We start from the raw sequence: 26,575 nt of genomic DNA, 5'->3' as shown, positions 1-26,575 counted from the left end.
GCCGCATTCTACCGGTTTGTGTTCGGCTGTCGCCGTTGTGCAGCGAGCTACCAGACGTAACCGCTGCACTGCCCATGCAGCGCTTTTGACACTCTCTCGGGCTTGCGGCACAGTGCCCGGCTTTTTATCGGCGTTCGCCGCTTTCGGGGAGTTGAAATGAATGCAGTGGTAGCGGCAGTCGGCATCATGCTGATTCTTAGCCTGTGCAGGGTTCACGTGGTAGTGGCACTGATTGCCGGCGCGCTTGCCGGCGGCGTCCTGGGCGGATTGGGACTGGACGGCAGCCTTGCAGCTTTTAACAAAGGGCTGGGTGGTGGCGCGACGGTAGCGCTTTCCTACGCCTTGCTGGGAGCATTCGCTGTTGCGATCGGCAAGAGTGGATTGGCCCATGCGCTGGCTGATCGTGCTTTGGCCATGGTCGGCCGGCACGAGTCGGACTCCGCGGGGGCTGTGAAGTGGTTGATGATCGGTCTACTGCTGGCGGTCGCCGTGTCGTCGCAGAATATCCTGCCGATCCATATCGCCTTCATCCCTTTGCTGGTTCCGCCGTTGCTCTACGTGCTGAGCAAGTTGCGGATCGACAGGCGCTTGATTGCCTGCGTACTCGCATTCGGCCTGGTCACGCCCTACATGTTTCTGCCGGTGGGCTTCGGTAGCATCTTTCTGCATGAGATTCTGCTGGCAAACGTGGCTAAGAGTGGTGCGGACATCGCCGGAATCAATGTCAGTCAGGCCATGCTGATTCCAGCGGTCGGCATGCTGACCGGCCTGCTGATTGCCATGTTCAGCTATCGCAAGCCGCGCACCTACGACCTCGCCAAGGTCGATCAGTCGAAAGCCATCAGTGTCAGCTACAGCCCGCTGACCTTGTTGGTGGCTGCGTTGGCCGTCGCTGCTGCGTTCGTCGTCCAACTGTGGCTGGACTCGATGATCATCGGCGCGCTGGTTGGTTTCGTGATCTTCTCCGTATCCGGCGTGGTGCGCTGGAAAGAGGCTGATGATCTGTTTACCGAGGGCATGAAGATGATGGCCATGATCGGCTTCATCATGATTGCTGCAGCGGGATTTGCCGAAGTGATGCGCGAAACCGGCGAGGTGAAAACGCTGGTCGATACGTCTGCCGCCTGGATTGGAAACAGCAAGGCCATCGGCGCACTGATGATGCTGCTGGTGGGGTTGCTGGTCACCATCGGCATCGGCTCCTCCTTCTCCACGGTACCGATCATCGCTGCGATCTTCGTACCGCTGGGGTTGGAGCTTGGCTTCAGTCCGCTGGCAATCGTCAGTTTGGTGGGCACGGCGGGTGCGCTGGGTGATGCGGGGTCGCCCGCTTCGGACTCGACGCTCGGGCCGACCGCTGGGTTGAATGCCGACGGCCAGCACAACCATATCTGGGATACCGTGGTTCCGACCTTCCTGCACTACAACCTGCCGCTTCTTGCGTTCGGCTGGATTGCCGCGATGACGCTGTAACTCTCGTCGATACGGTTAGCGCTGGCACGACGTATCGTCGCCAGCGCGTCCGCTGTTTCGCTGGATCGTGGCCCGTCAGCACTCCTGACGCCAATCGCTGACTAACGGATACAACCGCAGCGATAGGAAGTATTCGTGAACACCACTCTTGAGCAGAAAGTCTTTCTCGCTCTATTGCTCATTGTGAGCATCGCCTTCGGCTGGATACTGCTTCCCTTTTACGGGGCCGTGTTCTGGGCCGTTATTCTCGCGATCATCTTTGCGCCGCTGCAACGCCGCCTGCAACGCCGCATGGGGCACAGGCGAAACCTGACGGCGATCATCACCTTGACGGTTTGCCTGGTCGTTGCGGTACTGCCAGTGATCCTGATTGCGGGTCTGCTGGTTCAGGAGGGCTCATCGCTGTATCAACAGATGGAAAGCGGAGAACTCGACGTCGGCGAGTTCGTGGGCGGCGCCAAGGAGATGCTGCCTGAGTCGGCGCAACGACAGTTGCAACGCTTTGGGCTCGGCAATCTCGACCAGATGCGTGAACGGCTTGCCAGTGGCGCCTTGCAGGGCAGTCAGTTCCTGGCAACCAAGGCGTTCAGTTTCGGCCAGGGCACCTTCCAGTTTCTGGTCAGCTTTTTCGTGATGACCTATCTGCTGTTTTTCTTCATCCGAGACGGGCGCGAGCTGGTTGCCAAGATTCGTCGCGCACTGCCACTGACCGATAACCAGAAGCGGCGGCTGTTCAGCAAATTCACCCGCGTGGTCAGGGCCACGGTCAAAGGCAACATTGTCGTGGCGGCTACCCAGGGATTCCTCGGTGGGGTGATCTTCGCTGTCCTGGGAATCCCAGGCTCGTTGCTCTGGGGCGTGATGATGGCGTTTCTTTCCTTGCTGCCCGCGATTGGCGCCGGGTTGATCTGGGCACCTGTGGCGATCTATTTCCTGCTGCAGGGAATGGTTTTACAGAGCGTGATCCTGACGCTCTATGGCGTTCTGGTGATTGGCCTGGTGGACAATTTCCTGCGGCCGATTCTGGTGGGTAAGGACACCAAAATGCCTGACTATCTGGTGCTGATTTCGACGTTGGGCGGGCTCGCCCTGTTTGGCTTGAACGGCTTCGTCATCGGGCCGCTGATTGCTGCTTTGTTCATGTCGTCATGGGCCTTGTTTATCACTCCTGACGCCAAACCTTCCCCCCAGTAGGCGTCCGGGTGAGCCGGACGCCGCTTCGGGCTAGAGAATACGCCCGCCATCATCACGGGTGATGATGACCGTTGCCGAGCGAGGCCTGCGGCCCGGGCCATCTGGCCAGGCGCTGGTGTACTCGGTTGACGTCGAGCCTTCCCCTGGATGCTGGATATTCACGAACAGCGTACGGAAGTCCGGGGTGGCGGTAATACCGGTGACCTCGGCGCCCAGAGGGCCGACCATGAAGCGCTTGGTTTCGCCGCTCTTCGGGTCTGACACCAACATCTGATTGTTGCCGAAGGGACCGCTGCGCAGCTGGCTTCCGCTCATGTCGGTCTGGATCCAAAGGCGACCTTCATCGTCGAACCAGAGTCCGTCGGGGCTCGCCATGATGTTCTCGTCAGTCAGTGGCCGACCGCGCGGATCACGGCTGTCACTCTGCGGCCCGGCGAGCAGATAGAGGTCCCACTGGAACCGTGTGCCCACCTGATGCTTACCTTCCTCACGCCAGCGGATGATGTGGCCGGTGGGGTTCGGCGCGCGGGGGTTGGCTGCGTCGGCTTCCTGCCTCGAGCTGTTGTTGGTAAGGGTAAAATACACTTCGCCCGTATCGGGATGTACGGCGCCCCATTCAGGACGATCCATTTTGGTAGCCCCGACGATATCCGCCGCTAGGCGAGTGTTGATCAACACCTCGCCCTGATCGGCAAAACTGACGTTCGCTGCAGCACAGGCCTGCTGGAAGGCAGCGTCTTCGATATCCAGCGCTAACCAGTCGCCGCTGCCGTCCGGGTTGAAGCGTGCAACGTACAGGGTGCCATCGTCGAGCAGCCGGCCGTCGCTGCGCTGCGGGCGGTACTTGTCGCGGCTGATGTATTTGTAGATGTACTCGTTTTGCGAGTCGTCGCCGGAGTAACAAACCAGCGGCCAGCCTGCTTTGGTTGGCGCGAACACAATGCCTTCATGACCAAAGCGACCCAGCGCTGTGTGCTTGACCGGCGTGGCATCGGGGTCAAAGGGATCGATTTCCACGATCCAGCCGAAGGTATTCGGCTCGTTACGATAGTCGGCGCGCGGGTCTGCCGCCGTTGTGGTTGCGTCAAAACGCTCGAATTCGTCGCCGCGAATGGTTTCCCAGCCGTAGCGCCCGGTTGAACGGAGGCCGTACCGCTCCAGATGGCGAGGCAATTCAGCGTCGCGAGTGGCGAAATAGCCCGCCCAGTTTTCCTCACACGTCAGGTAGGTGCCCCAGGGGGTGTAGCCATTCGAGCAGTTGTTCAGCGTTCCGCGGGTGGAGGTGCCGCTCGGGCTGTAGCGGGTCTTCATCAGGTCATGACCACGGGCAGGACCTTCGATGCGCATCGGCGTGGCACCGGTTATGCGACGATTGCGTGCCGAAGGCAGTACTGACCAGTCTCCCTGCGGGCCGCGGCGCACTTCGACAACGGAAACGCCGTGCGCATTGATCTCCTTGCGCACCTCATCGGCGTCCACGCGTTTGCCATCAACAACTGTCGGGCCGTTGGGATGCAGCAGAGGTGCATCGATGTACTCATGGTTCAGCACCAGCAGACCGTGGTCACTCTTTCGGCCTTTGAAGCGCGCATTCATGGGAAAGAAATGCATGCCGTCGTGGTGCATGCCTGTCTGCTGGGCCTGATCTTCCGCACTGTTGCTGGCGTCTTCGAGGAATGCTGGATAGCTTCCACAGATCGGCGTGCCCCAAGGGATAAAGGCTTTCGCGGAGAAGCCAGCGGGAACCGTAATGGCATCGGCTCGGGTCACTGCAACCGCCCCGAAGGGGAGACGGTTACGCCGTTGAAAGGGCGACCCGCTGCCGACCCCAGCCGGCTCGGCTGCAGTGGCCATCGAAGGCAGCCCGCCGAGAAAGGCCAGCGCGCCGAACGCCGCGCCTCCGGCCACAACCTTGCGGCGCCCCGCATCGATGACATCCTGGATGTGAGGGTTGGCTGAGCGGTTGCTAGGCAACTCATCGCCATTGCCGAACAGTATGTTTTGATTATCGTCAGTCACGACGCAGCTCCATTGGTAATCGACGGGACTGTGACGTTATGTTCGGCTTACGACAGCTTAATGACACCCGCGCCACGGTCGACGAGCGGTTCGCTCGTTCTGTTCGCCAGGGCTGTCTGCGTTACCATCGCCGCCCTTGTTCACAATGGCCTTGTTATGGAATTTAGCGCTCCGCTTGCCCTGTATCAGCAGGCTATCGCACGTCAGGGTTACGTCAGTGACGACGCCCAGCTGCGCGCGGTCGAGCGGCTGCAGCGCTGCCATGAGGCGCTGCATGGCGATGCGTCTGGCGAATCGCTTCGCGGCGTTTACCTGTGGGGCCCAGTCGGGCGCGGCAAGACCTGGTTGATGGACATGTTCCATCGCAGCCTAGAGGTGCCAGCAAGACGGCAGCATTTCCACCATTTCATGCGCTGGGTACACATTCGTCTGTTCCAGCTCAACGGCACGCCTGACCCCTTGCAGGCATTGGCAAAAGAGCTGAGCGAAGAGGTGCGGGTGCTGTGTTTTGACGAGCTGTTCGTTGCCGACATCGGTGATGCGATCATTCTGGGGCGCTTGTTCCAGGTGATGTTCGAGCAGGGCGTGGTGATCGTCGCGACCTCTAACCAGCCACCTGATCAGCTCTATGCTGACGGATTCAACCGTGAGCGCTTTCTGCCCGCCATCGATGCAATCGAGCGGCACATGCAAGTCGTCAATGTCGACGGTGGGGCTGATCATCGTCTGCGTCCAGGCGTAGCCGAACAACGCTACTGGGTCAGCGAACCACACCAAGACGGGGCGCTGCGTTCGGTGTTCGACACTCTGAGCAGAGGGGAGGCTGCTGATACCCAGCCGGTCCACGTCGGGCGTCGATCATTGCAGGTCATATGCAGCAGCGACTCCGTGCTGTGGTGTGGCTTTGCCGCGCTGTGCGAGCAGCCGTTCTCAGCGCTGGATTTCATCGAGCTGTGTGATCGCTATTCCGCGATCCTGATTGGTGCGGTGCCGAAGCTGGGCAGCCAGCAGCGTGAGGGGCGCATCGCGCGCGGCACTGAAGACGGCGCAGCGCAGGTGGAGGCGGGCGACCGCGAGCTACCGAAACTGGCTGCAAACGATGACAGCGTCAGACGCTTCATTGCGCTGGTAGACGAATGCTACGACCGAGGCGTGCCGCTCTATCTGGAGGCTTGGGTTGCCATGGATGAACTCTATACCGAGGGCTATCTGTCCTTTGCTTTTCGCCGAACGCTGAGCCGGTTGCGGGAAATGCAGCTGCAGCGTTTCGGTAACACCGACTAGCTCTTCAGTCGCGGTAGAACACCTGCACCAGGTGATAGCCAAACTGGCTTTTGACAGGGCCGTGCACCTCGCGCAGCGGCTTCTTGAAGATCACCTGGTCGATGCTGCGCACCATCTGCCCCGGACGGACCTCTCCCAGGTCGCCACCTTTCTTGCCGGAGGGGCAGGTTGAGTATTTCTTTGCCAATACGTCGAAGGCTTCGCCGTTGGCGATGCGCTTTTTCAGCTGCGCGGCTTCGGCTTCAGTCTTGACCAGGATGTGGCGGGCCATGGCTTTGGGCATTGCGGATCTCCTCGGATGCGGCGGCGATTGTAGTCAGACAGCCCGGCAAACCGAAGCGGGGAAGCAGCGATTTTGACCGTTCGGATGCAAGTAAAACCGACGAACGGTAGTTATGGTTGTTCGTATGTTAGCGCTACCATCCGGTCCACAAACATAATGTGGCACAACGATGCCGCCGGAGACCGACAGTGGACTACCAAACCCACAGCGAATTTCCCGCTAACCGCCGCGCACTGGTGGTGATGGGCGTGAGTGGTTCGGGCAAGACCGAAACCAGCCATGCCGCCGCTGATGCGCTGGGCTTCCGACATATCGAAGCCGATCATTTCCACCCCGAAGAAAACGTTGCGCGCATGCGCGCCGGCACGCCGTTGTCGGATGCTGACAGGGTCGAGTGGCTGCAGAAGCTTGTCATCGAAATGCAGCGCGCCATCGATGATGACGTCGGCTTCGTGCTTGCCTGTTCGGCTCTGAAGCGTCGCTACCGTGACCTCTTGCGCGACGCGGTGCCGGGCTTGTGCTTTGCGCACCTGTCCATTGATTACGACACGGCGGTCCAGCGAGTCGGCGGGCGCGCTGGGCATTTCATGCCGATTTCACTGGTTGACAGTCAGTTCGCCACGCTCGAGTCGCCGGCTGGCGAGCCCCATGTGCTTGTGGTCGATGCCAGCCAGCCCCGCGAGCAAGTGCTGGACGAAATCACCGCCTGGATGAATCAGGACGGCGGCTTGGCGATCAATGCCAAAGAGGATCTTTCCGCGGCTCCGCTTGATAGCGCTAACAAGCGCGGCGGCCAGCGCGGCGGCCAGCGCGGCGGCCAGCGCGGCGGCCATGCTGCGAGCGCGCCCAATGTCGAAGACGTCGAGCCGACGGGCGCCGAACTGACCACCCGGCCGATCTATGGCGGTAAGTTCGCCCAAGGCTTCGACCGGATTACCGATTGGCTGATGGCGGCTCTGCTGGCCTTCATGGTGATCGTGGTGTTCAGCAGCGTGGTCCTGCGCTATGCCTTCGGCACGGGCTGGACGGGTGCTGAAGAGCTTTCGAGGCTGGCCTTTGTCTGGCTGGTATTCGTCGGCGTGGCCTCGAGCATGCGCCGTGGCGAGCTGATGGCTTTCAGCATGATCCGCGACCGATTCCCGCATCTGTTCCGCCGGGTGGTGGATTCGATCAGCTGGATCATGGTCGCGGTAGCCAGCGCACTGGCTGCGCTGGGCGGATGGAATCAGATGCAGTTCGGCTGGACGATCAATAGCCCGGTTGTGGGTTATCCGCTGGCCGTGGCGATGGTTCCGGTCGCCGCCAGCATGGTCGCGCTTGCGGTCCTGGCGCTGATCCAGCTGGTCAATGTCTGGCGTCGACAGCCGCCGTTACCCATCGCCGAAGCCAACGTTACGGCCGATTGATTCCTGATAACAACAAGGGCGTACGCCCACCCGAGGTCCGTACATGACTGTCGTCGTCTTCTTATCGTCATTGTTTGGCTTCATGGCCTTCGGCATGCCGATTGCCTTCGCGCTGATTCTCACCGGCGCGGTGCTGATGTGGTACCTGGATTTCTGGGATGTACAGCTGCTGGCGCAAAACCTTCAGGCTGGTGCTGACAGCTTTCCGTTGTTGGCCGTGCCTTTCTTCATTCTCGCCGGCGAACTGATGAACGCGGGCGGCATTTCGCGCCGGATCATCAACATGGCGCAGGCCTACTTTGGCCATAAGCGCGGCGGTCTCGGCTACGTGGCAATTGCGGCTTCGGTCCTGTTGGCGAGTATGTCCGGCTCGGCGCTGGCTGACACTGCAGCGCTGGCAACCTTGCTGCTGCCAATGATGCGCGAGCGCGGCTATCCGCTGAGTTCTTCCTCGGGTCTGGTGGCGGCGGGCGGCATCATCGCGCCGATCATCCCGCCGTCGATGCCGTTCGTGATCTACGGCGTTGTCACCAACACCTCGATCAGCCAGCTGTTTCTCGCCGGTATGGTTCCGGGCCTGATCATGGGCGCCGGGCTGGTCGTGGCCTGGACGCTGATCGCTCGCAAGATAGAAGAGCCGCCACAAGCGAAGGCCAGCGGAGCCGAACGTCGCAAGGCATTGGTCGATGGTGCGGCTGCTTTGATGCTGCCGGTGATCATCGTGGGTGGATTGCGCTTTGGCCTGTTCACGCCGACCGAGGCGGCAGTGGTAGCGGCAGTCTACGCGTTGCTGGTATCGACCCTGCTGTACCGCGAGCTGAGCTGGAGCGGTGTGGTCGAGGTGCTGACCCGTGCCAGTCGGACCACGGCTTCGGTCATGTTCCTTTGCGCCGCAGCGATCGTCTCCGCTTACATGATCACGCTGGCCCAGCTGCCAGACGAAATCGCCTCGATGCTCGGCCCGCTGGCTGAAGACCCGAAGCTGCTGATGGTTGCCATCATGGTGCTGATGATCGCCATCGGCATGGTGCTCGACCTGACTCCGACCATTCTGATCCTTGGGCCGGTACTGGCGCCGATTGCGGTGAAGGCCGGCATCAATCCGGTGTACTTCGGCGTGATGTTCGTGCTGATCGGCTCGATCGGGCTGATCACGCCGCCCGTCGGTACCGTACTCAACGTCGTCGGCGGAATAGGGCGGCTGCGCATGGAAACGCTGGTGCGTGGTGTCATCCCGTTCTTCCTCATCTATCTGGCCATCGTCGTCCTGTTGATTGCGGTGCCGTCGATCATCACCGTGCCGTTGGAATGGCTACGGTGACCGAGGCATGAGCTTCAACCCTCCATCCAAAAGGTAAGTGAACATGAAACGATTTCTCATCGCGGCCCTGGCCGCCACTACGCTTAGCAGCGCCATCACTGCAGTGACCGCTCAGGCAGCCGACGATATCCGGCCACGGATGATTCGCTTCGGTTACGGACTCAACGAAGATAGCAACCAGGGCCGCGCCGCCAAGTTGCTTGCTGAGGAGATCGCCAAGGCGTCCGATGGCAAACTCAAGGTTCGTACGTTCGGCTCTGCCAGTCTGGGCTCCGATGATCAGATGCAAAACGCACTGATGGGCGGCGCTCAGGAAATGATGGTCGGCTCGACGGCGACCCTCGTCGGTGTGGCTGAAGAAATGGCGGTGTGGGACACGCCGTTCCTGTTCGAGAGCGAAAAACAGGCCGACTACGTGCTGGATGGCCCGGTCGGCCAGAAGGTCATGGATGCGCTGGAAGATAAAGGGCTCGTGGGCCTGGCCTACTGGGAGAACGGCTTCCGTAACCTGACCAACAACGTGCGTCCAGTCGAGAAGATGGAAGACTTCGACGGCATCAAACTGCGCGTTATGCCGAACCCAGTGTTTATCGACACCTTCAAGCAGATGGGCGCAAATGCGGTCCCGCTGCCGTTCTCCGAGCTGTTCACGGCACTGGAAACCAAGGCAGTCGACGGTCAGGAAAATCCCTATAACACCATCCTCTCGTCCAAGTTCTACGAGGTGCAGAAGTACCTGAGCGTGACCAATCACGTGTACAGCCCATGGATTGTTACGGCATCCAAGCGCTGGTGGGATGGCCTGTCGAAAACCGAGCAGGACATCATCATGGAGGCGGCAAAGACCGCGCGTGATTCGGAGCGTGAAGACACTCGCGCCGAAGCCCGCGAAGCCTTGGCCAAGATCAAAGAGCAAGGCATGGAAGTGAACAAGGTCAGCCCAGAGGAAATCCAGCGCATGCGCGAGAAGGCCAAGCCGGCGATCCAGACCGTGATCGATACCGTTGGCGAGCCGCTGTTCAACGAAGTACAGGTAGCGATCGAAAAAGCGCCGAAGTAAGCGGTTGCACCCCTTTCAGGCCGTGTGAACGCTGGCGTTTGTCAGTGCTCACCTGGCCTGCTTCGGGGCGCCTTCCCGTATAGAATCTCCGCCTCCCCGTAGCTGGATTCCACCATGAGTTCTCGCCGTCGCCGCTCGCTGGAGCGGGCCACCTTGTCCGACGTGGCTCGCAGTGCCGGTTGTTCGCTGATGTCCGCCTCGCGTGCGCTGTCGCAACCCGAACGAGTATCGGACGCCCTGCGCGAGCGAGTGATGGCAGCGGTAAAGGCCTTGGGCTACGTCCCGCATACAGCGGCGCGCAATCTGGCAAGCGCACGCTCGAATCTTGTCGCAGTGATCATTCCGTCACTGTCGAACGCCGTATTCGTCGACACCGTCGAAGCCATTCAGCGCGTGCTGATGCCGGCAGGTTACGAGCTGATGATCGGCGTCAGTCATTACCATCCCGAAGAAGACGAACGCCTGTTGCGTGCCTACCTTGCCCATCAGCCGGCAGGGCTGCTGGTCACCGGCTTCGAGCGCAGCGATGCCGCACGCGAAGTGCTCGGCAGCTACACCAGCCCGATCGTGACTTTGATGGAACTGAGCGACGGTGAGGAAGAATACTGCGTCGGTTTCTCCCAGTTGGAAGCCGGTGCGGCCATGACCCGCAAGTTGCTCGACCGCGGCTATCGCAACATTGCGTTCGCAGCCGCGCAACTCGACCCCCGAACCCTGCAACGTGCCGAAGGTTATCGGCAGGTCATGCGCGGGGCCTCGCTTTACGATGCCGCACTTGAGGTGCTCACGCCGCAGGTGTCATCCATCGGGCTTGGTGCCGAGTTGCTTGATCGGTTACTGGCGCAGCATCCAGAAATCGATGCGATCTTCTTTAACAACGACGATCTGGCGTTGGGCGCGCTCTTTCGTGCTCGCCAGCTGAGTTTGGCCGTGCCGGAGCGGCTGGCGATTGCCGGTTTCAACGATCTGCCGGCCGCCGCCTGGATGCACCCGGCGCTGACCACGGTACGCACCATCCGCGGCGAGATCGGCAAGCTGGCCGGGCAAATGCTGCTGAGCCTGATGCGCGGCGAGTCGCCACCGCAACGGCGTATTGATGTGGGTTTTGAAGTGGTGATGCGCGAAAGCGCATGAGGAAAACCGGCACGCCTTGCACGTGCCGGCCGATTTAGCGTCTACGCGGGCAAATCAGTCGGCTTGCTGCGCCGCCGTGACCTGCTGAGCGATCTCGATCATCTGTTCGCGCATCCAGCGGTTGGCCGGGTCCTGATCGGTGCTCTCGTGCCAGTAAATGTGTGTCTCCAACGGCGGGATGTCCACTGGCAATGGCACCTGGTACAGGTCATGACGCCGGGCGAAACGCTCCGGAACGGTCACCGCCATATCGGTCTGTTGAATCACCTGTGTGGCCATCATGTAATGCTGGGAGCGCAAAGCGATTTTGCGCTGTTGCCCCATCTTGCCGAGCGCCAGGTCAACCATGCCCAGCCCGCTGCGCCGGCTGGAAATATGAATGTGTGACAGCGACAGATATTCCTCAACGCTGAGCTTGTCCTTCGCCAGCGGGTGCCCGCGGCGCATGGCGCAGACGTAGCGGTCTTCCAGCAGCTTGACGTGGCGCACCTGGGGATCGGTGTTGAGGGGGGCGTCCATGGCGAAGTCCAGACGCCCGGCCGCCAACTCTTTGGTGGTTTCGCGGCGCTTGGCGAGCATGCTTTCGATCTTCACGTTTGGCGCCAGCCGACGCAGGCGCTGGAACAGCGGCGGCAGCACCACGGCCTCGGTAAGGTCGGTCATGCTGATGCGAAAGGTCTTGTTTGCCTGCAGCGGATTGAAAGTGCGACTTTCCTGCACCGATACACGCAACAACTGCAGTGCGTTTCGCACCGGACCGATGATGTTCTGCGCCATCGGGGTCGGCACCATGCCCTGTGCGGTACGCACGAACAGCGGATCGTTGAAGGTTTCCCGCAGGCGTGCCAGGGCGTTGGAAACGGCTGGCTGCGTAATGCCGACGATCTGCCCGGCGCGGGTCAGGTTGGCCTCGGTGTAGATGGCGTCGAAGACAATGAATAGATTCAGATCGACCTTGTTCAGGTTCATTGTTGTGCTCTCTGGCGTGTATCGGAATTCGCCGATCATATATCGGTGATGAATGTTTATACACGAGGAAAATAGCTTAGATAAATCAACAAGCCTCCTCTAGCATTCAAAATTACAAAACATTACCTGCCAGAAGGTTATCGCCCATGGATTTCGCCTACTCCCCAAAGGTTCAAGAGCTGAGAGAGCGCGTGCAAGCGTTCATGGATGCTCACGTCTATCCCGCCGAAAAGGTCTTCTATCAGCAGGTCGCAGAGGGTGATCGCTGGCAGCCGACCGCCATCGTCGAGGAACTCAAGGCCAAGGCAAAAGCCGAGGGGCTGTGGAACCTGTTTCTGCCAGATTCCGAGCTGGGCGCCGGCCTGACCAACACCGAATACGCGCCGCTGGCTGAAATCATGGGCAGCTCGGGCCTTGGCCCGGAGGCATTCAACTGCTCAGCGCCGGACACCGGCAACATGGAAGTGCTGGTTCGCTACGGCAGCGAAGCGCACAAAAAGCAGTGGCTGGAGCCATTGCTGCGCGGCGAGATCCGTTCCGCCTTCGGCATGACCGAACCAGGCGTGGCTTCGTCTGACGCCACCAACATGGAAGCCCGTGCAGTGCGCGAGGGTGACGAGTGGGTGATCAATGGCCGCAAGTGGTGGACATCTGGTGCCTGCGACCCTCGCTGCAAGGTGATGATCTTCATGGGCCTCACCAACCCCGATGCCCCGCGTCACCAGCAACATTCGATGATCCTCGTGCCGATGGATGCGCCGGGTCTGAAAGTCCTGCGTCCGCTACCCGTGTTTGGCTACGACGACGCGCCGCACGGCCATGCCGAAGTCCTGCTGGAAAACGTTCGTGTGCCGTACGAGAACGTGCTGCTGGGCGAGGGCCGCGGTTTCGAGATCGCTCAGGGCCGCCTTGGTCCAGGCCGTATTCACCATTGCATGCGCTCCGTCGGTGTCGCCGAGCGTGCATTGAAACTGATGTGCGAGCGCTCCGTGAACCGGACCGCGTTCGGCAAACCACTGGCACGGCTGGGCGCCAACCTCGATCACATCGCCGAGTGCCGGATCGAGATCAACATGGCGCGCTTGCTGACGCTCAATGCCGCATACATGATGGACACGGTCGGCAACAAGATCGCCGCGAGCGAAATCGCGCAGATCAAGGTAGTGGCGCCAAACGTCGCGCTCAAGGTCATCGACCGCGCCATCCAGATTCACGGTGGTGCCGGAGTGTCCGAGGACTTCCCGCTGGCCCATTGGTGGGCCATGCAGCGCACCCTGCGCCTGGCTGACGGCCCGGACGAGGTGCACCGCGCTTCGATCGCCAAGCATGAGCTGGGCAAGTATTTCCCGCGGGAAATGCTCCGCAGCCGCTAAGCAGTCGGTCGCATCAGCAAAAGACAGGAGCAAAGCCACGCGAGTGGCTTTGCTTTTTTATGGACCCTCACTTTTGGTGATAACGAGGCAGCACTCGCAGCAAGCGTGCTGCTGTTAAAAACAGCCTCGGTAAGAGCGAGCTTGCCAGCGAACAAGACTTGGGATTATCTCCCCGCAACTGCCTCCACTTCAGCCCCCCTCAAGGCGCCACAGTGCTCAGGCCCGGAGGCGTTTGCTAGCCGTATGTGTCGCTGATCAGGCGCCGATAGCGCCGGTAGGCCTGTTCATACGCATCGACAGCACTGGCTGACGGCACGACAGCAGTTCTCTCATCAACACTGACGCAACGCTCGCATAGCGCTGCGAGGCTGGCCTCAGCATCTATCTGTCTCGCATGGCACCAAGCGGCCTGGATCGCACCACCTAGCGCAGCAGCTTCGCTGTGGGTGGTGCATACCACCGGTGTCGCCATCATGTCGGCAACCATCTGCCGCCACAGCGCACTCTTTGCGCCGCCGCCGATAAGCTGGATGCGTTCGCTGCGAATCCCACTATCGCGTAGCAGATCCAACCCATAGCGCAGGCCGAACGTCACGCCTTCAATGACCGCGCGGCACAGATTGGCGCGGGTGAGGTTATCTGCCGTCAGGCCATGCAGGGTGGCTGTGGCCTGGGGAAGGGCGGGGACACGTTCACCGTTCAGAAACGGAAGCATGGTCACCCCTCCGGCACCGATCGGAGCCTCAGCGGCCAGCGCGTTGAACTGCTGAAGATCAAGCTGCAACAGATCGCGAATGGCCCCGTTTGCGTTGGTCAGGTTCATCGTGCAGATCAACGGCAACCAGCCTCCGCTGGATGAACAGAAGGTCGCGACTGATGGCTGCGGACTGATACGCGGCTGGTCGGCAAAGGCATACAACGTGCCCGAAGTGCCGAGGCTCATGGTGATGGCGCCTGAGCTGATGTTCCCCGTGCCGATAGCACCCATCATGTTGTCGCCACCACCGCTCGACACGATGGCTTGTGGGTTTAAGCCCAGGCGTTTTGCCAGTTCTGCACGCAGTAGGCCGATTGGCCTGTCTGACTCGATCAACTCTGGCAGCGCCGCTTCGATGCGGCCGCCCGGATCGATATGCCGCAAGATCTTGAAGTCCCATTTCCGGGTACGTACGTTGAAATAGCCGGTACCTGAGGCGTCGCCGTACTCGCTACTGCACCGTCCGGTGAGCCAGTAATTGAGAAAATCGTGCGGCAACAGCACGTGCGCGATCCGTTCGAACAGCGCTGGATGCTGTTCTTTCATCCAGAGCAGCTTGGAGACGGTATAGCCCGGCGCTATGACCACGCCTAGGCGCTCAAGCGAGCCCTGTTCGCCGCCCAGCCAGTCGAGCAGGCGTTGATTTTCGTTAGCTGATTCGGTGTCGCACCAGAGTTTGGCGGGGCGTAGCACCTTTCCGTCGGCATCAAGCGTGACCAAGCCATGTTGTTGTCCCGAGACACCAATACCGAGTATTCGACTACCGTCCACGCCTGCTTCAGCCAGAGCGGCCGCGGTGGCCTGCTCGAACGCTGAAATCCATTGCTCGGTATCCTGTTCGCGACGCCCATTCGGCCCGCTGATCAGCTCGTGGCTCGCAGAGCTTTGGCCTAGGACGCGTCCGCTGGCTGCATCGAGCAGCAATGCTTTGGTGCCCTGGGTCCCGCAGTCGATACCGAGATACATGGAGTCGACCTCAGCGCGTCAGTAACAGATCGAGCGTTCCGCTGACACCCAGCGTCCTCAGCCTCAGGAGGTTGCGCTCGAACGCATCGCGAAACGCCGGGGAGCGGGGGATCTGGGCGCCAAAGATTTCTTCACGACTCAGCAACCGCTCGGCGACCCCCTCATCCTCCTCGACCAGAGCCTGGCAGAACTCGGCGCGTGGATCGGGAATGCTGTACCGGGTGCCGTTCTCGTCGACGCCTTTGAGGTACATCGCCCAGGCAGCGACGACCAGTGCAGCGCGGTCCAATTCTGCATTGTCAGCGATCAGCCGGTTGATGGTCGGCACGGTGAACTTGGGAAATTTCGACGAACCGTCTGAGCAGACCCGCTCAAGCTGATCGGCGATCGCGCAGTTTGAGAACCGTTCGATCAGGGTCCGCTTGTACTCCGTCAGGTCGATACCGGGTACATGGGCCAGCTGCGGCGTGACGTCGTCGTCCATATAACGTCGGATGTACTCGACGAACAGCGGATCGGCCATGGTTTCGTGCACGAAGCGATAGCCGCGCAGAAAGCCCAGGTAGGTCAGCGCCAGATGGCTGCCATTGAGCAGCTTGATCTTCATCTCTTCGTAGGGCGCTACGTCGTCGGTGAACTGCACGCCGACCTTGTTCCAAGCAGGCCGGCCGGCGACGAATTTGTCCTCCAGCACCCACTGGACGAACGGCTCGCAAACCACTGGCCAGGCGTCGTCGATGCCGTGCTGCTGCTTCAGATGCTTGCGGTGCGCTGCGCTGGTCATCGGCGTAATCCGGTCGACCATGGCATTGGGAAAACTGACGTTGCTTTCAATCCAGCCAGCCAGCTCGGGATCGACCAGATTGGCGAAGGCCAGCGTCGCCTTTTGGGTAACGTCGCCATTGTGGGGCAGGTTATCGCAGGACATCACCGTAAACGGTCCCGTGCCTTCGCCGCGACGCCTGGCTAGGGCGGCGCAGAGTAGGCCGAAGACGCTGATAGGCGTTCGCGGATTTTCCAGATCATGCTGGATGTGCGGCAGCGAGGCGTTGAACTGACCGGTGCTGTCGTCGAGACAGTACCCGCCCTCGGTAATGGTCAACGAGACGATGCGGATGGCAGGATCGGCAAGGCGTGCGACCACCGCTTCAGATCCATCGCGAGGAACCAGCAGCATGTCGCGGAGGCTGCCGATGACACGAACTTCAGTGTCCGGCCGGTCATCAAGCTCCACCAATGTATAGAGATGGTTCTGCGAGGCGAGCGCGTCACGCATGGGCAGCTCATCGACACGAGTGCCAATGCCGCAGATGCCCCAATCAAGACCTTCGCCTGTGTTCATCAGCGCATCGGTATAGGCTGCCTGATGGGCACGATGAAAACCACCTACTCCGATGTGTGCGATACCGGCCGTAACCGATTCAAGCGTGTAGGAGGGGCGGGCAATGTGCGCCGGCAGCTGCGGCAGGTTCTGTTCATTCAGCTTCATGTCAGGCCTCGCTGGGCGTGGAAGGGGGATAGCCGGCGGTGTGATCGCTGCCGTGATAGCAGCGATTGGTCTGCGAGATGGCTGTGGCTAAATCGGGTTGGTTATCAGGCGACCTGTTGCAGCGGCTGGCCGACAGCCAAACCATTGCTATCGAACAAGTGGCAATGGCTGGCATCCAGCACCAGGGTCAGCGGCTCGCCATAGCGCGGCGTGAAATCGCCACGGATACGCATCGTCAGCGGCTCGCGGGTCTCGGTAATCACGTGGCAATAGGTATCGCTGCCCAGTCGCTCGCTGACATCGGCCTTTACCGTCAGCTGGCAACTACCTTCGCTACCGCGGTTGAGGTGCTCCGGACGAATGCCCAACGTAACCGGGTCGCCTACCGCCAATGCAGCGCCGCCCAGCGGGAGAAACAGGCGGCAACCGGCTTCCAGGTCGACTTCCACACCGGTGGCTTCGGCCCGGCTAATACGGCCTTTGAGGAAACCCATTTTCGGTGTGCCGAGAAAGCCTGCGACGAACAGGTTCGCCGGATGGTGGTAGAGCTCCATGGGCGAGCCGACCTGCTCGATGCGCCCGCCGTTGAGCACCACGACCTTATCGGCGAGGGTCATGGCTTCGACCTGATCGTGGGTCACGTAGATCATCGTGGCCTGCAGCTCTTGATGCAGGCGCGACAGCTCGAGGCGCATCTGCACACGCAGTGCCGCGTCGAGGTTCGACAGTGGCTCGTCGAAGAGAAACACCTTGGGATTGCGCACGATGGCGCGTCCAATCGCGACACGCTGGCGTTGCCCACCTGAAAGCTGGCGCGGTTTGCGTTCGAGCAACGGCTCCAGCTCCAGAGTGCGCGCTGCCGCTTCGATCTTGCTGGCGACTTCTTTTTTGTCTGCCCCCGCCAGGTCGAGCGCGAAGGACATGTTTTTGCGCACCGTCATGTGCGGATACAGCGCGTAAGTCTGGAAGACCATGGCCAGGTCACGCTTGGCCGGGCTGAGGTCGGTTATGTCCCTGCCGTCAAGTTCGATTTTCCCGCTGCTGACTTCCTCCAATCCCGCAATCAGGCGCAGCAGCGTGGACTTGCCGCAGCCGGACGGGCCGACGAAAACGACGAACTCCCGGTCGCGGATATCCAGATCGATGCCCTTGATGATGTCGTTGCCGTCGAAGCTTTTCTTCAGGTTGTGGACTTTCAGATCTGCCATGTTCGAATCCTCTGTTGTTCTTGTTGGCTCGTCGGCGTCACTTGACCGCGCCGAACGACAGGCCGCGGACCAGCTGTTTCTGACTGATCCAGCCGAATATCAGGATGGGTGCGCAGGCGAGGGTGGATACGGCCGAAAGCTTGGCCCAGAACAGCCCTTCGGGACTGGAGTAGGAGGCGATCAGGGCAGTCAGCGGGGCGGCATTGGACGATGTGAGGTTCAGCGACCAGAAGGCCTCGTTCCAGCACAGGATCAGCGACAGCAACATGGTGGAAGCGAGGCCGCCTTTGCTGATCGGCAGGAGCACGCGAACCATTTCCTGCATCAGCGTGGCGCCGTCCATTCGGGCCGCTTCGAGAATGTCGCGAGGGATGTCCTTGAAGTAGGTGTAAATCATCCACACCAGAATCGGCAGGTTGATCAGCGTGTAGATCACAATCAGCACCGTGCGGCTGTCGAGCAGGCCGAACTGTTTGGCCAGCAGATAGATCGGCACCAGCACTCCCACTGGTGGCAGCATCTTGGTCGACAGCATCCACAAGAGTGTGCCCTTGGTCCGCTTGGTCTCGTAGAAGGCCATGGAATAGGCCGCGGGGATGGCGATCAGCATGCCCAGCGCGGTTGCACCGAAGGAAATGGTTACCGAGTTCCAGGCGTACCTGAAGTAGCCGCTGCGGTCCTGGATTTCCAGGTAGTTCTCAAGCGTTGGCGTAAAGATGAACTGTGGCGGCGTCGCGAAGGCGTCAATCTCGGTCTTGAGGCTGGTCAGCAGCATCCAGAAGATCGGAAAGAACAGCAGCAGCGCGATAGCCCAAGCGAACATCCCTACCACCAGGGTATTGATGCGGCGACTTTGTTTGAGCGTCAGCATCGGTCTGTCCTCAGTATTTTTCGGTGAGATTCTTGCCGAGCATCCGCACCAGGATGATCGCTGCGATATTGGCAATTACCACTGCGATCAGGCCGCCGGCTGATGCCATGCCAACGTCGAACTGCAGCAGCGCCTGGGTGTAGATCAGGTAGGCGAGGTTCGTGGAGGCGTAGCCGGGGCCGCCACTGGTGGTGGTGAAGATTTCTGCGAAAACGGACAACAGAAAAATGGTCTCAATCATCACCACCACGGCGATGGGGCGCGCCAGGTGCGGCAATGTCAGGTGCCAGAAGATGGCGACCGGGCCGGCCCCATCGAGGCGAGCGGCTTCCTTCTGCTCCTGATCCAGGGACTGCATGGCGGTCATCAGAATGAGGATCGCGAAGGGCAGCCACTGCCAGGACACGATGATGATGATTGAGAGCAGCGGATGTTGGGCCAACCAGTCGATCGGCTGCGCACCGAAGAACTTCCAGACCGCGGCGAGGATGCCGGATACCGGATGGTAGATCAGGTTTTTCCAAACCAGGGCGCTGACGGTCGGCATGATGAAGAACGGCGAAATCAGCAGCACGCGAACGATGCCGCGGCCGGCGAAATCAGCCGCCTCCAGCAATGCGGAGATCAGCACACCGAGCACGACGCTGATCAGCAGCACACTGCCGACCAGCAGCAAGGTGTTGATCATGCCGGGCATGAAGCCGGCATCGGTCAGGAAGTAGTGGAAGTTCTCCAGCCCGACGAAATCATTCTCGCCGGGATAGAGCAGGTTGTAGCGAATCACAGAGAAATAGACCGTCATCGACAGCGGTACCAGCATCCACAGCAGCAACAGCGCAACGGAGGGGCTGACGAGGAACCAGCTGGGTGCGAACCGGCGCGGCTTGCGCTCGTTCGACTTGCTTGCCGTTTCGGTAACAGGGGCCTTGGGCAAGGCTGTGGTCGTGGTAGCCATGGGCGTGCTCCGGCTGATAGAAGGCCATGAGGGCTCAGGTGAGCCCTGTCCGGTGGGATGCCTACTGTCGGTCTACTTCGGGTAGCCGGCGCGCTTCATTTCACGTGTGGTCGTTTGCTGCACAGCCGTCAGCATCTGTTCGACTGGCATTTGCCCGGTGAGCGCGGCGGAGAACATCTTGCCGACCTGGGTGCCAATGGCCTGGAACTCGGGGATAGTCACCAATTGAATGCCGATATAAGGCACCGGCTTTGCGGATGGTGAGGCCGGATCAGCTTGCTTCAGCGATTCAAGGGTGATCTTGGCAAAGGGGGCGGCCGCCATGTATTCCTCGCTGTAGGTGGACTCCCGGGTGCCCGGCGGCACGTTGGTGACGCCGTCGGTCTTGGCCACCAGGTCAGCGTAAGACTGGGAAGTGGCCCAGGCGGCGAAGGTTTTGGCAGCGTCTTTTTTCTGCGAGCTGGTTGGAATAGCCAACGCCCAGGAGTAGAGCCAGGCTGAGCCTTTGTCGGTCGTCTGCTGTGGCGCGAAGGTGAAACCGACTTTCTCAGCAACCTTGCTCTGTGACGCGTCGGTAACGAACGAGCCGGCGACAGTGGCATCCACCCACATGGCGCACTTGCCGCTGTTGAATAGCGCCAGGTTTTCGTTAAAGCCGTTGCTGGATGCGCCTGGTGGGCCATATTTGCTTAACAGATCGACGTAGAAATTGGCGGCTTTGGTCCATTCCGGGCCGTTGAATTCGGGCTGCCAATTTTCATCGAACCATCGCGCGCCGAACGAATTGGCCACGGTGGTGACCAGTGCCATGTTCTCGCCCCAACCAGCCTTGCCGCGCAGGCAGATGCCGTATTGCTCTTCGCCTGGCTTATGCAGCTTCTCGGCGAATTCAGCCATCTGCGTCCAGGTCGGGTGCTCCGGCATGTCCAGTCCGGCCTGTTCGAACAGATCGGTGCGGTAGTAGGTCATCGAGCTTTCGGCATAAAACGGTAGGGCATAGAGGGTGCCATCGACTGACAGGCCCTCGCGCACAGAGGGGAAGATATCGTCGAGGTTGTAGTTGTCAGGAAGGTTGGTCATGGGCGCCAGCCAGCCTTTTTCGCCCCAGAGCGAGGCCTCGTACATGCCGATGGTGAGGACGTCGAACTGACCGCCCTGAGTGGCAATGTCTGTGGTCAGGCGCTGGCGCAGGACGTTTTCTTCCAGTACGACCCAATTGAGGTCAATGTCGGGATGCTGTTCTTCGAAGGTCTTGGACAGGCGCTGCATACGGATCATGTCAGCGTTGTTGACGGTGGCGACGGTCAAGGTCTCGGCGGCTTGCGTCGCGCCGATTACTGCGATGCAGGTGGTTCCGATCAGCAATTTTGCGAGTTTCATCTAGGGCTCCTCTTCCGCAGCCGGAGGGCGGAAGCACTTATTGTTTTTGTTGTTGCTCGCTTACTGCCGTACGAGCGGCTCACGAGCATTACAACGCCAGGGATGTCAGGTCACAAAGCCCTGACTGCACGTCATCTGGTACTTTTTTGCACTCCTTTATCAGTGATTAAAGGCAAGTGACGAGCACATCCAAGCACCGCGAAGCGCCGCAGCTGTGCCAAGCCTGCGGGCGGCATAACCGAAAAGGGCGAAGCGTAACGTCATCTTTGTTGCGGCAGGGAGCGAGGATGCGTATCAGCTGGCGAGGTTCTGCTCGGTCAGTCGCTGCTCCACCAGGCGGCGATAACACGACGGCGTCATGCCCTTTAGTTGCTGGAAGCGGCGGTTGAAGTTGGACAGGTTGTTGAAGCCTGACTCGAAGCAGACATCAGTGACCGGCTTGTCGTTATCGAGCAGCAACTCGCAGGATTTGCTGATGCGCAGACTGTTGACGAACTCAACGTAGCAACGGCCAGTGGCACGTTTAAAAAAACGGGAAAAGTACGTGGGTTTCATACCCAGATGCCCGGCGACTTCCTCGAGAGGCAGCTCACGCATGTAGTTGTCGAAGATGTAATTGACCGCCATGTTGGTTCGATCGGCGTGGTGTTCGTCGCCGAGCTGTGCCGAGGTAGCGCCGGAGAGCAGCTGGTAGTCTTCGCAGCTGGCGAGCAGCTCCAGCATGATCAGAAAATAGCCGAGGCGGGTGGCACCGCGGCTGTCAGCAACCCGGTGCATCAGTCTGCTGGCCTCGGCAATGGTGTGAGGGCAGCGATACTCGATCCCGTAGCGCGAACGTTCGAGCATTGGTGTCAGGCTGCGTAATTCGGAAAAGACGTTATGGCCTGCTTCGAATAATTCATCGGTGAAGTTAACCAGCATGTCCCGCTTGGCGACGACCTCATCTTCGTCGACCTGGCTGATCCAGTTATGTGGCAGATTTGGCCCGGTGAGAAACAGGCTGTCGGGACCAAAATTGCCGACGTAGTCTCCGACGAACACCTTCCCTGAGCTGGCTACGATCAGGTGCAGTTCGTATTCCTTGTGGTTGTGCCAGCGCACAAGCGGACAGGGAAAGCCATGCTCTCGGTAGATCAGTGAGTTGCCATGGTGATCATCCATCAGTTCGTAGGATGGGTCGGAGATCTTCAACGCTTTCATGCCCGGTTCCGTCGCCCTTATTCTTGTCCCCTTGGGGTTATAGACGTTCGTGCTGTTGCGGCCAACCTGTCAGACAATTTCGTATCGGTAGGGTAGATCCGGGCCGCGACGGGAGCAGGTGATCGCGGCAGCCTGGACAGCAAACGCCAGCAAGGCCTGTAGTTGATCACGCTGAATCTGCGCCAACGCTTGGGCGGTATCCAGCTGATGGTCATGCAGAAAGCTGAGCAGGGCGGCCTGAAAGGTATCGCCGGCGCCAACCGTATCGCGCACGGTGACAGCTACTGCGGTCACATAAAACTCGCCATGGCGACGGCTGAACAACTGCGCGCCTTCTCGGCCTCTGGTCAGCGCCACCAGTTCACAGCTTCCTTGCAACCAGCGCTTGGCAATGGATTCGGGGGCTTCGCCGGGATAGAGCAGAGCCAGATCCTCATCGCTGACTTTGATGAGATGCGCCAGCGCGGCTATCGCCTCGACGCGCTCGCGCCAGCGGGCCAGGTCCGGTTCGACGTTCAGGCGGATGTTCGGGTCGAGCGAAATGAGCCGGCGCTTGTTTTCGCGGCGCACCAGCGACAGCAGGGTGTCGGCGATCGGGGCGGTCACGATCGAGTAGGAGCCGAGGTGGATGCCGCGGATCTCCTCGCCGAGCGGGACGAGATGCTCCTCGCGTGGCAGGCGATCAGCGCAACCTTCGCCACGAAAGCTGTAGACGGGAGAGCCGTTGGCGCCCAATGCGACCATCGCCAGTGTGGTGGGTGCATCGAAGTCGATCAGATAGTGCCTATCGACCCCTTCGTCCTCGAGCACTTGTCGAAGTTGCTGGCCCAAGTGGTCTTGAGACATGCCAGTCAACAGAGCCGACGGCGTCCCCAAACGCGAGAGGCCGACTGCTACGTTAAAGGGGGAGCCGCCAGCCACCGCGTCGAGACTCAGGCGATTGCGGGGGGCGCCTCCCGGGGCTACAAAAACGTCGAACAGGGCTTCGCCACAAACCAGATACATGATCGTTTCCGCTGCTGGAAATCGTCCGAGCTTAATCGTGCTGGCGTCGACGTAACAGTACGCCGCTGGCTATCGACCGATACGATCTTGCACTGGCACCAGATCGCTCAATACACCCATACTTCGACGCGGCGGTTCTTGACGCGGCCGCTCGGTGTATTCGAGGCTACTGGAAGATAATCTCCTAAGCCGTTGATTTCTTTAACAAGTACCCCGCCTCTAGCAAGTTCTCTACGTACGGCCATGGCGCGAAGTTTGGAGAGCAAAGCGGTACGCGCCGGTTCGCCGCGAGCGTCACCGAATCCAACCAGCACCGCTGCGCTCATCGTTTTGTTGGTGCTCTGCAGATAATTGATCAGACGCTCCACGTCACGTTGCGCCTTGTTGTCCAGCCGTGCGCTGCCTTCATCGAAGCGGAAATTCACTGTCAACCGCTGCGCCTGGCTGGCGAGGGTCTGATACGGCTGCGGCATGTCAGGAGAGGGCGAGAGGCTGATCGCGTCGATGGCCTGTCCAATGTAGCCAGATTTAGCAACGATGGCCTGGCCAGCGGCGCTGTGCACGAAGCTCAGAAAGGTCCGGGTCCATTGCGACTGCTGCACCGGATTGGCGTAAAAAAACAGCCGCCGCGACAACGGATAATCTTCAGTCGCCACTAACGCTTTGCTGGGCAGCATAGGCTGAGAATCGCCGTCGGCTATCGCCAGCGCGCGGGCTTTGCCTACCGATGCCAGGCCAACAAAACCGATCGCGCCGGGACGGCTGCTGACGATCTGCGAAAGCTGATCATTGGATTCATAGCGGGCGGCGTCCGCGGCCAGTGTCTTGCCTTGGACGCCAAGTACCAGCTCCTTGAAAGTGTCGTAGGTGCCCGACTGATCATCCCGTGCATGCAGCTCGACCGGAACGTCCTTCCCGCCGAGCGCTTTCCAGTTACGAATCTCGCCGGTAAACAGGCTAGCGACTTGCTCAACGCTGAGGGAGGAGACCGGGTTGTCCGGGCTGACGATGATCGCCAATCCGTCGATGGCGATTACTTGTTCGGCGTCTGCGCTGCGTAGATCGCCCAAGCTGGCGAGACTTGCATGCTCGCTGTCCTTGATTGGGCGCGAAGCGGCGGCGAGATCGGAGGAACCGTCCTTGAGCCCGGCGAACCCGGTGCCGGTGCCGTGTGCTGCAACCAATGCATGATAGGTTCGGCCGGAGCTGTCGACGGCACTGATACGCTGTTCGTTCTCCTTGCCGGCTGGGCCGATCCGTACTGAATTCAAACCCTGCGCTTCGAAGAAACCGGCTAGAAGCATCGGCGCGAGCTTCGCACCGACTGTATTCGATCCCTGTATGCGCAGCACTGGACTGTTGGCAGCAGGCGCAGCCAATGGCTCACCTAGCGCGAGCGGGCTGGCGCAAAGCAGGCCGAAGACCCACAGGCACAGCGCCCGTTTCCTCATGGTGCTGGCGGACGCTGAAGCTGTCATGCGACGACTCTCCCTTTCAAAGAAGCGGGGGAGATTAAGACGCTTTGCTTACCGTTATGTGACAGCTGACTGCGATGGATCGAAGATGTCGATCAGCTCGCAAATATGCGTTCTGGGCTCCACACGTGCGGCATCGCACGCGCAGTTATTGGCCCAGCTCGATCCAGACGGGGCAATGGTCCGACGGCTTTTCCATGCTGCGGATGTCATAGTCGACGCCGCAATCCGTGACGCGCTCGTGCAGGCCCGCGGTGGTCAGGATCAGGTCAATGCGCAGCCCCCGGCGTGGGTCGTCTTCGAAGCCTCGGCTGCGGTAGTCGAACCAGCTGAAGCGATCAACCACTTCAGGATTCAGCGTGCGAAAGCTGTCCTGCAGACCCCAGTTCTTCAATCGTGTCAGCCACTCGCGTTCCTCCGGCAGGAAGCTGCATTTGCCCGTGCGCAGCCAGCGCTTGGCGTTTACCTCACCAATGCCGATGTCGCAATCTTCGGGTGAGATGTTGAAGTCGCCCATCACGGCTACGGATTGCTCAGGGGTAAAACGTTCTTCCAGCAGCGCCTGGAGGTCGGCATAGAACTTAGTCTTGGCCGGAAACTTGGTGGGGTGGATGCGGCTCTCGCCCTGAGGGAAATAACCGTTCATGACCGTAACCGGCTCGCCATTGCTGTCTGCGAACCGACCCCAGATGAAGCGCTTCTGCGATTCCTCGCCATCGCCGGGAAAGCCTTTGTGGATTTCCAGCGGGGCCTGTCGTGACAGCAGCGCGACACCGTAATGACCTTTCTGGCCATGAAAATGGACGTGATAACCAAGGGCCTCTATCTCGGCCTGCGGGAACTGTTCGTCAGACACCTTGGTTTCCTGCAAGCCAATCACGTCAGGCTGATGCTTCTCGATGATTGCGGAAAGCTGATGAGGTCTGGCTCTTAAACCATTGATATTGAAAGAAACAAGCTTCATCGACTGTGGCTCCGGCAAAACCGCGATTCTACTGGCTATGGCGGCGCTGCGGCGAGCCGTAATCATCAAACCAGGTTCTCCCCCGGCAAGACTCCGATGCGGCTGCTAACGTGAAATCAGCCCCAGTGACATAACAAGAGAACCGCCATGCCGATGACTGCAGAAGTACGAATGCTCGACAGTGGTTACGCCAGGGAAATCCGCTCGCTTCTGTATAACGCCTACCGACACGAACCGACCTTCGCTTATTTGTTCGAGGCTGATCGCCCCGGCTACGAGCAGCGTGTTCGCGCAACCGTGCGCGAGCTGGTCAATCAGCACTTGTTGCAGGACCAACCGGCGTTGGGGTTGTTGCTCGATGACCGGTTGATTGCTGCCGCGCTGATCGCGCCACCGCAGCGTCGGCTCGACATCACCGAAAGCTGGGCGTGGCGAATGCGCATGCTGCTGACTGCAGGCTTCCGCTGTACACGGCGCTATCTTGATTACCACGCTGCGGTGCTGGGTTGTCTGCCACCAGGGAATTTCCATGTGTTGCCGCTGATGGCGGTCCATCCCAAGTGCCAGGGGCAGCACTATGGCGAACAGCTGCTTGAAGCGTTGCACAACTGGTGTGCTGCGGACGCCGCATCGGAGGGCCTGGTGATCGACACCGGCAACTCACGCTACCTCAACTTCTACGCACGTCAGGGGTACGAAGACATTGGCCAGGTAGCCATCGGTCCGGTGGTCGAGCACGTGTTCTTCCATCCGGCGCCGCGACAGGTCGAGGCATCCAGTGGTTAGAAC

General features: G+C 60.2%; 22 protein-coding genes. 9 read left to right on the top strand and 13 right to left on the bottom strand.

Translation table 11 applies throughout. The features are described from left to right. The first annotated feature begins 156 nt into the window (after positions 1-156). Together CXK96_RS05060 and CXK96_RS05055 are read left to right on the top strand one after the other, a co-directional pair. Positions 157-1,473, top strand: coding sequence for a Na+/H+ antiporter family protein (locus CXK96_RS05060; protein ID WP_102835387.1), 1,317 nt, complete (start codon positions 157-159; stop codon positions 1,471-1,473). A gap of 135 nt (positions 1,474-1,608) precedes the next feature. Further along, entirely contained in the window at positions 1,609-2,667 is a 1,059-nt protein-coding gene (locus tag CXK96_RS05055) for an AI-2E family transporter (RefSeq protein ID WP_102835386.1), read from the top strand. 30 nt (positions 2,668-2,697) lie between these two features. Here the strand turns inward: CXK96_RS05055 and CXK96_RS05050 are convergent, their stop codons facing one another. Further along, entirely contained in the window at positions 2,698-4,686 is a 1,989-nt protein-coding gene (locus CXK96_RS05050; RefSeq protein WP_102835385.1) for a PhoX family protein, read from the bottom strand. 156 nt (positions 4,687-4,842) lie between these two features. On the opposite strand from CXK96_RS05050, the gene zapE reads away from it, so the two are divergent. Next, positions 4,843-5,970, top strand: a complete 1,128-nt coding sequence (gene zapE / locus CXK96_RS05045; RefSeq protein ID WP_102835384.1) for a cell division protein ZapE — start codon at positions 4,843-4,845, stop codon at positions 5,968-5,970. A 4-nt stretch (positions 5,971-5,974) separates the two neighbouring features. Here the strand turns inward: zapE and CXK96_RS05040 are convergent, their stop codons facing one another. After that, complete coding sequence (locus tag CXK96_RS05040) at positions 5,975-6,253, bottom strand: peptidylprolyl isomerase (RefSeq protein ID WP_014852742.1); 279 nt, start codon at positions 6,251-6,253, stop codon at positions 5,975-5,977. Between the two features lie 242 nt (positions 6,254-6,495). Here CXK96_RS05040 and CXK96_RS05035 point away from each other — a divergent pair, with 242 nt between their 5' ends. The 4 genes from CXK96_RS05035 to CXK96_RS05020 all read left to right on the top strand — a co-directional run bounded on the left by CXK96_RS05035 (position 6,496) and on the right by CXK96_RS05020 (position 11,174). Further along, a complete protein-coding gene (locus CXK96_RS05035; RefSeq protein ID WP_102835513.1) occupies positions 6,496-7,659 on the top strand; it encodes a gluconokinase, GntK/IdnK-type in 1,164 nt (387 codons plus the stop codon). 43 nt (positions 7,660-7,702) lie between these two features. Next, positions 7,703-8,980, top strand: coding sequence for a TRAP transporter large permease (locus tag CXK96_RS05030; protein WP_102835383.1), 1,278 nt, complete (start codon positions 7,703-7,705; stop codon positions 8,978-8,980). A gap of 43 nt (positions 8,981-9,023) precedes the next feature. Further along, positions 9,024-10,040, top strand: coding sequence for a TRAP transporter substrate-binding protein (locus CXK96_RS05025; RefSeq protein WP_102835382.1), 1,017 nt, complete (start codon positions 9,024-9,026; stop codon positions 10,038-10,040). 114 nt (positions 10,041-10,154) lie between these two features. Beyond that, positions 10,155-11,174, top strand: coding sequence for a LacI family DNA-binding transcriptional regulator (locus CXK96_RS05020; protein WP_102835381.1), 1,020 nt, complete (start codon positions 10,155-10,157; stop codon positions 11,172-11,174). A gap of 54 nt (positions 11,175-11,228) precedes the next feature. Here the strand turns inward: CXK96_RS05020 and CXK96_RS05015 are convergent, their stop codons facing one another. Continuing rightward, positions 11,229-12,143: a LysR family transcriptional regulator gene (locus CXK96_RS05015; RefSeq protein ID WP_019339258.1), complete on the bottom strand. Its 915-nt coding sequence runs from the start codon at positions 12,141-12,143 to the stop codon at positions 11,229-11,231. Between the two features lie 146 nt (positions 12,144-12,289). Here CXK96_RS05015 and CXK96_RS05010 point away from each other — a divergent pair, with 146 nt between their 5' ends. Next, positions 12,290-13,516 (top strand): acyl-CoA dehydrogenase, encoded by a 1,227-nt coding sequence (locus CXK96_RS05010; RefSeq protein WP_045427675.1) that lies wholly within the window; start codon positions 12,290-12,292, stop codon positions 13,514-13,516. A gap of 235 nt (positions 13,517-13,751) precedes the next feature. Here CXK96_RS05010 and xylB read toward each other — a convergent pair whose 3' ends face one another. The 10 genes from xylB to xthA all read right to left on the bottom strand — a co-directional run bounded on the left by xylB (position 13,752) and on the right by xthA (position 25,786). Next, positions 13,752-15,239 (bottom strand): xylulokinase, encoded by a 1,488-nt coding sequence (xylB, locus tag CXK96_RS05005; RefSeq protein WP_102835380.1) that lies wholly within the window; start codon positions 15,237-15,239, stop codon positions 13,752-13,754. Between the two features lie 10 nt (positions 15,240-15,249). Then, a complete protein-coding gene (locus tag CXK96_RS05000; RefSeq protein ID WP_102835379.1) occupies positions 15,250-16,728 on the bottom strand; it encodes a mannitol dehydrogenase family protein in 1,479 nt (492 codons plus the stop codon). 104 nt (positions 16,729-16,832) lie between these two features. Beyond that, positions 16,833-17,936: an ABC transporter ATP-binding protein gene (locus CXK96_RS04995; protein WP_102835378.1), complete on the bottom strand. Its 1,104-nt coding sequence runs from the start codon at positions 17,934-17,936 to the stop codon at positions 16,833-16,835. A gap of 37 nt (positions 17,937-17,973) precedes the next feature. After that, complete coding sequence (locus CXK96_RS04990; RefSeq protein ID WP_102835377.1) at positions 17,974-18,807, bottom strand: carbohydrate ABC transporter permease; 834 nt, start codon at positions 18,805-18,807, stop codon at positions 17,974-17,976. A gap of 10 nt (positions 18,808-18,817) precedes the next feature. Next, the gene (locus tag CXK96_RS04985) at positions 18,818-19,762 is read right to left on the bottom strand and encodes a carbohydrate ABC transporter permease (protein ID WP_102835376.1); all 945 of its coding nucleotides are present in this window, start codon (positions 19,760-19,762) and stop codon (positions 18,818-18,820) included. 72 nt (positions 19,763-19,834) lie between these two features. Continuing rightward, the gene (locus tag CXK96_RS04980; RefSeq protein WP_102835375.1) at positions 19,835-21,142 is read right to left on the bottom strand and encodes an ABC transporter substrate-binding protein; all 1,308 of its coding nucleotides are present in this window, start codon (positions 21,140-21,142) and stop codon (positions 19,835-19,837) included. A 294-nt stretch (positions 21,143-21,436) separates the two neighbouring features. After that, complete coding sequence (locus tag CXK96_RS04975) at positions 21,437-22,342, bottom strand: AraC family transcriptional regulator (RefSeq protein WP_102835374.1); 906 nt, start codon at positions 22,340-22,342, stop codon at positions 21,437-21,439. Between the two features lie 69 nt (positions 22,343-22,411). Next, positions 22,412-23,347 carry a carbohydrate kinase family protein gene (locus tag CXK96_RS04970; RefSeq protein WP_102835373.1) on the bottom strand — a complete coding sequence of 312 codons (936 nt, stop codon included), beginning with the start codon at positions 23,345-23,347 and terminating at the stop codon, positions 22,412-22,414. Between the two features lie 107 nt (positions 23,348-23,454). Then, complete coding sequence (locus CXK96_RS04965; protein WP_102835372.1) at positions 23,455-24,825, bottom strand: substrate-binding domain-containing protein; 1,371 nt, start codon at positions 24,823-24,825, stop codon at positions 23,455-23,457. A 145-nt stretch (positions 24,826-24,970) separates the two neighbouring features. Continuing rightward, positions 24,971-25,786: an exodeoxyribonuclease III gene (gene xthA / locus CXK96_RS04960; protein ID WP_102835371.1), complete on the bottom strand. Its 816-nt coding sequence runs from the start codon at positions 25,784-25,786 to the stop codon at positions 24,971-24,973. A gap of 147 nt (positions 25,787-25,933) precedes the next feature. Here xthA and CXK96_RS04955 point away from each other — a divergent pair, with 147 nt between their 5' ends. Further along, positions 25,934-26,572 (top strand): GNAT family N-acetyltransferase, encoded by a 639-nt coding sequence (locus tag CXK96_RS04955; protein WP_102835370.1) that lies wholly within the window; start codon positions 25,934-25,936, stop codon positions 26,570-26,572. The last annotated feature ends 3 nt before the right edge of the window (positions 26,573-26,575 follow it).

Origin of the sequence: Stutzerimonas stutzeri, assembly GCF_002890895.1 — a bacterium.
GTDB lineage: Bacteria > Pseudomonadota > Gammaproteobacteria > Pseudomonadales > Pseudomonadaceae > Stutzerimonas > Stutzerimonas stutzeri_AB.
This window is presented reverse-complemented; position numbering and strand designations above follow the sequence as displayed.